Genomic DNA, 5,212 nt, shown 5'->3' on the forward strand with positions numbered 1-5,212 from the left:
TCCTGTAAATATCGGAATCGTCGTCGAAGATATAGTTTAAGAGTTAACTTGTTGGCGGCTATTTATAACTGTGAGTTAGGGATAGGTATAGCAGCTTCTTAAAAGTTGCCTAAAGATTAATCAAGTCAAGGAGAATTTATTCTCAATTTTTATAATTGAGATAGTTTGTGCCGCTTAAATAAAGAGGTTTTGATAACCAAATTAAAGCAGATCTAAAGAGTTTTGAGTTAAAAGTTAAACTTCAAGTTTTCATTCAGGACGAATGTACTGATTAACTAATTTTTTTGGGAAAATTAGTTAACCCATCATTATAACATATAATTAATTTGCAAGAGTTCTATAGAGGTATATATGTCTGATTATAAACTTATTAAAAGCAAGCTTAATGAAGTTATTCTTCTTACGAATGAAGTGATGCAAGAAACTCAGATAGAGTTTGTTCGCTCATATATTGATGCAGTTAAGTGGAGATTAGCGATTGAGACTTTGTGTGACATCTTATACGAAGATGAACTACCTATTTGGCTCTTCTCGACTTTGTGTGATAATTTTTGCTTATGAAATCGTGAAATGTTTACTGGGAAAGACTTTTAGGACTATTTTGTTAAATAAACTATCAGTATAGACCTCATTTCCACACAGAAACCAGAAGAGCCCCTATTTCTGCAACAGCATACAGCTTAATTCAAGAAATTAGCTCTTTTCTAGATTTAAAAAATTCTGTATGGGAGATTTTAAAGCCTCAAGTTTTAATAACGGTTCCCTTCCCAACGAGATAAGTAATGGACTGACCCTGCTAAATAGACCTCTCCAATAATAATAATTGTCAAAATAAGAGATGAAGCCTTTACTAAGAGCTTATTTAAAAAAACTTTTCTGGAGAGGTATAATGGTGAAGAATCAACAGTTGGTAGCCACTAAGGCTGTTGATGAAGTGAGTGATGTGACTAATGTGAATGACCCATATAATATTGCCAAACAAGGGGGTAAGCACTCTGGATTCTATAACGAATATGCCAAAAAGTCGGACTCTCAAATCCGAAAAGGAATTGAATCGATAAATAAGCAAATTTATGAATACAGAATCTGTTAACTTTATCAAAGATCATGCACTTCTTCTCAAAGAAAAGTATAATGAATCCCTAGCAAAAATTAACGAAGCTGACATAAAAGGAGAGGACTCTTCTTTCTATAAAGGACAAAGCCTTGCTTATTATGATGCTCTTGATTTGATCAAGTCTCAGGTAGAAGCATTTGGTTACAACTCGAAGGAGGTCAACCTGGTTGTTCCTGAATTTGGCAAACAAGCAACTTAGGCTCTACCGAACCTGTCATGTAAAACTATCAACAACTTATGCTTGTAAAGCTTGTACACTAAGGCTTTGAATTTTTGTTAGATTGATATTTATCAACTTTAGAGCATTGCTGTGCAGAGAGGGAGCTTGAGGAATTTTCTACAGTGTAAGTTCGGAAGAACCGCAACTTAGCTATTAAGGTATCAGGTGCGATGCCGAAGGCACTGCGTAGCAGTACGCCTATCTTGCAAGGTTGGATTGACAACGGAAACCCAACATCATCTCCCTATCAGGGTGAGAGCATCTCAAACGCTATTGACAATTGGCCAATTTTGTGATTCGCATGGGCATTTCAAGTGATACCAGTCAATCAGAATAGTTACGAAATCGACCCATTTGGTCAATTTTTGCTTAACAATTGAGATGGCCAATTCTCCTCAAATATGCCTGAATCGCTCTCTGGGTAAGCAACTCACATAAAGTTCATTTTGTCAAGGATTGTTAAGATGCGCTTACCCTGGTCAAACTCGACGCAATCACCGCAGGAGAAGTGGAAAAAATCTATGTCCGTGAAGGCCAAGAGGTGAAAGCAGGACAACCGATTTTAACCCTAGATTCTCTATTAATCGGCAAGGAAATACAACAAATCGAGGAGAAAATAGAAGGACAAAAAAGCCGTCTTTCCCAACAGAAACTTGTCAAAAGTCAGTTAGAGATTTCGGTAATGATTTGATAGTAGTGGCGTAGCCCTCTTGCTTACCTGGTATGAATTGTGTAAAATATTTATGAATAAAAATAATTGGAACCCGATCAGTCTTTAAACCTCTAGCTTGATCATGACTTTTCTGATAAATATCTTTTTCTGGCTTCTGTCTGGTTTACTCAAATATCAGTCTAGCACCGAACAAAATCCCCCCTTCACCTCTATTCCCCTATCCTAATTGTGGTTCTCACCATACTATCAAGAATGGTTCTATTCATAATGGAAAACCCAAACGTGAATGTAAAGAGTGTGGTCGTCAGTTTGTGATCAATCCCACTAATAAAACCGTCTCTGACGAAACCAAACAATTAATCGATAAACTCCTACTCGAACGAATTTCCTTACGAGTAATTGCTAGAGTAACAGGAGTAAGTTGGTCATGGTTACAAAATTACGTCAACAATAAATTGGCATCTGTCCCTCGTCAAATAAAGGTTTCAGACAAACCAAAAGGTAAATTAGTTATAGAATGTGATGAGATGTGGTCTTTTGTTTTTTCTAAAACAATCAAGGTGTATATTTGGCGGTTAATTGATAGAAAGACAAGGGAAATTATTGGTTGCTATGCGCGGAGATAGGAGTCGTCAATCAGCAAAAAAACTTTGGGGCTAGTTTACCAGGTGTTTACCGACAATGTGCTGTTGCTTACACAGACTTTTGGGAGTCCTATAAGACAGTAATTCCGAGTAAACGTCATCGGGCAGTAGGTAAAGAAACTGATCAAACTAATCCTATTGAAAGATTAAATAATATCTTTCGACAAAGGATTTCTCGGCTGGTGAGAGAGAGTCTATCTTTCTCTAAAAAAATGGAGAATCACCTTGGGGAACCCTTTGGTATTTTATCCATGACTACAATGCACAGCAAAGCAAAGGATTAAGCCGCCATCACTACTACCGAATCACCACCTTATTTTCTTTTCCTCCGAATGCTCGCCATTTCGCCTAATCATACCTTAATTCAGCAACGCCTGGTAAAACCGAGGTTCTTCACCTGACATTCACAATCAACCTCTTGCATAATTAGGGTTTGCGGCAAAAAGTTTTTCGTGGGGTGTGGGGTGTGGGGAGAATAAATAAAATAAGGTTCTTCCGAACTTACACTGTAGAAAATTCCTCAAGCTCACTCTCTGCACAGCAATGTTCTAAAGTTGATAAATATCAATTTAACAAAAACTCAAAGCCTTAGTGTACAAGCTTTACAAGCATAAGTTGTTGATAGTTTTACATAACAGGTTCGGTAGAGCCTAAAATACTCTCCTATCTCCTATCTCCTATCTCCTGACTCGGAGAATACTGACTCGGAGAATACTGAATCCTGACTCCTGACGACCGGCTACTGACTTCTAACCATAACAACAATTTTTGATTTTTACCAGAGGTCTAATTGACTGATCCTGACTGGGCAATGGCTTGAAAAAGTCTCTGTTGAAATGTTGCCTCTGAGAGGGTGGGCGCGTAGCTAACCGCCACTGAAGCAGCATCTGGATTGATTTGGATTTCTTGCACGCCGGCTAGGGACTGAAGGCACTGACGCAACCGCTCGGCGTAGGAGAGATCTTGGCGCAGGCGAGGAATCCGCAGTCGCACCCGCCCGGCAATAGCGTGAATGATTTCGGTATCTGTGGGAAGGCTTGCAGTCGCTCGAATTTTCTGGCGTACCTTGGGCGAGATACAGAAGCCTTCTTGGGCTTCTAGATAACTAAGCAGGTCCACCAAGTCATTGTGTACGGCAATTAGGCGATCGCATCCTTCTAGCTCCTCAACCCGCTCGGCGCTGTCGATGACCTGGATCGTTTTGATGACATTCTGATACATAGGGCGATCTTTTTGGATATCGTCCCTCAGTTCTGTGGCAAATTGATAGAGCGAGATAGCTTCCAACTCAGGGTAGATCGATTCAGCTTGCCCAAAGACTTTAACGAATGTCTGTCCCAGAGATCTCTGTTCTGAGAAGGAAAAATAGAAAGTGTCTCCAGCAAAGTCCTCGCGGTTGGCAAAAGTCCTGATAATTTTGCTAATCAGTTCGATCGCCTTCTTGTCTCTGGTGTAGGGACCGTATCGATAGACGTACCAGTACCAGCCGAAGAATTTCACCAGGACATAGAGGAGTTCTAAGGCTTCGGGAGAACCGATTTCATCGGTTTCAGGATATTCCCGTTTAAAAAATTCCAACTCTTGCTGATTGATGATGCCGTCAAGTCGGACTTGCAATTCGTGAGCGGCGAACAGGAAGGGATTAATATACAGAGCGGCGATCTGATTTCGTTTCTGCGTTCTTTCCTCCTTTTGTTGCTCGCTCCAAGTCCAAATTGTCCAGACGGCTGTGGCAGTTGCCGAAAATACCGATAAGATGATGCCCAGTGTTGCTTCCATGTTCCACTATTCCAATATTTATTAGCTTGGAGACTACATTCTCAGTTGCAATCTTGCCCACTTAGCTCGATAGGCAGTGTCCCCCTGAGATAGATGTCAGTATTTGTAATATAAGGGTTGTCAGGAGCCGCCAGATTATCTGCGGCAAACGGCTGACTGCCGATCAATTGGATCGGCAAAAGGCGTACTACAGTTAGCCCATTTAACAAAATCAATGTCAAAAATGACAATAGCGGCGAATATTGTGCCGGCTCCCGCAGCAAAGGTGATCACAGCCATTATCATCGGATTTTTCTTCGCCCTAGCTCCTTAATTGGGCTAATTCAAGCCTGAATTGCATCACTATCTGATTTGCATTCATAGAATACCTCATTCGGGGTACGATAGTCAAGGCATTTGCGAGGACGATTGTTAATTAAGTTTACGGCTCTTTCTACCTCCTCTGGCTTAACGATTTTCAAATTCGTTCCCTTGGAAAAAACGATTTACGAAACCTCAAAGAATAGGATAGAAGGACTGCTATCTGCTATCCATCTCGGAATGGTTGGCAAAATCGTCTAAGTACCTAGGCAAAATTAATTACATACTCGCCTCCAAAATTGTCCAGCACTTTTTTAAAGTAAGCGAGGAGGCTCTTTCGGTCTTTATAGGCGCTAAATTCAATCCATTCATATTTTAAAAATCTCCATAATATTTCAATTAAATTTAAATGAGGTGAATAAGTGGGCAACCAAAATATTTTCAAGTTTTTCTTTTCCCATTCCTCAAGTTTCTCGATA

The 5,212-nt window shown here is 40.0% G+C and carries 5 protein-coding genes and 3 pseudogenes; 5 read left to right on the plus strand and 3 right to left on the minus strand.

Features of this window, described 5'->3' with window-relative positions; genetic code table 11:
- The 5 genes and pseudogenes from IQ224_RS21450 to IQ224_RS21470 form a co-directional block, all read left to right on the plus strand.
- A pseudogene (locus tag IQ224_RS21450) lies at nt 1–102 on the plus strand (IS5/IS1182 family transposase); the annotation flags it as partial.
- Between the two features lie 249 nt (nt 103–351).
- Nucleotides 352–561: a MafI family immunity protein gene (locus tag IQ224_RS25140; RefSeq protein WP_002749548.1), complete on the plus strand. Its 210-nt coding sequence runs from the start codon at nt 352–354 to the stop codon at nt 559–561.
- A 512-nt stretch (nt 562–1,073) separates the two neighbouring features.
- Nucleotides 1,074–1,316, plus strand: coding sequence for a hypothetical protein (locus IQ224_RS21460; protein ID WP_002749544.1), 243 nt, complete (start codon nt 1,074–1,076; stop codon nt 1,314–1,316).
- Between the two features lie 496 nt (nt 1,317–1,812).
- A complete protein-coding gene (locus IQ224_RS21465) occupies nt 1,813–2,028 on the plus strand; it encodes a biotin/lipoyl-binding protein (protein WP_228036341.1) in 216 nt (71 codons plus the stop codon).
- 176 nt (nt 2,029–2,204) lie between these two features.
- A pseudogene (locus IQ224_RS21470) lies at nt 2,205–2,919 on the plus strand (IS1 family transposase); the annotation flags it as partial.
- 521 nt (nt 2,920–3,440) lie between these two features.
- Here the strand turns inward: IQ224_RS21470 and IQ224_RS21475 are convergent.
- The 3 genes and pseudogenes from IQ224_RS21475 to IQ224_RS21490 all read right to left on the minus strand — a co-directional run.
- A complete protein-coding gene (locus IQ224_RS21475) occupies nt 3,441–4,433 on the minus strand; it encodes an HMA2 domain-containing protein (protein ID WP_002744971.1) in 993 nt (330 codons plus the stop codon).
- A 323-nt stretch (nt 4,434–4,756) separates the two neighbouring features.
- Nucleotides 4,757–4,912, minus strand: a pseudogene (locus IQ224_RS21485) (IS30 family transposase); the annotation flags it as partial.
- Between the two features lie 86 nt (nt 4,913–4,998).
- Nucleotides 4,999–5,212 (minus strand): transposase (locus tag IQ224_RS21490; RefSeq protein WP_194033474.1); only part of this gene is annotated, 214 nt, incomplete at its 5' end.

It is taken from the genome of Microcystis sp. LEGE 00066 (assembly GCF_015207925.1).
In the GTDB taxonomy this organism is placed as follows: domain Bacteria; phylum Cyanobacteriota; class Cyanobacteriia; order Cyanobacteriales; family Microcystaceae; genus Microcystis; species Microcystis ichthyoblabe_A.

Bases quoted from the DNA above. Each gene is read 5' to 3' on its own strand.
- IQ224_RS25140 (WP_002749548.1), top strand. From the start codon at position 352: ATGTCTGATTATAAACTTATTAAAAGCAAGCTTAATGAAGTTATTCTT.
- IQ224_RS21460 (WP_002749544.1), top strand. From the start codon at position 1,074: ATGAATACAGAATCTGTTAACTTTATCAAAGATCATGCACTTCTTCTC.
- IQ224_RS21475 (WP_002744971.1), bottom strand. From the start codon at position 4,433: ATGGAAGCAACACTGGGCATCATCTTATCGGTATTTTCGGCAACTGCC.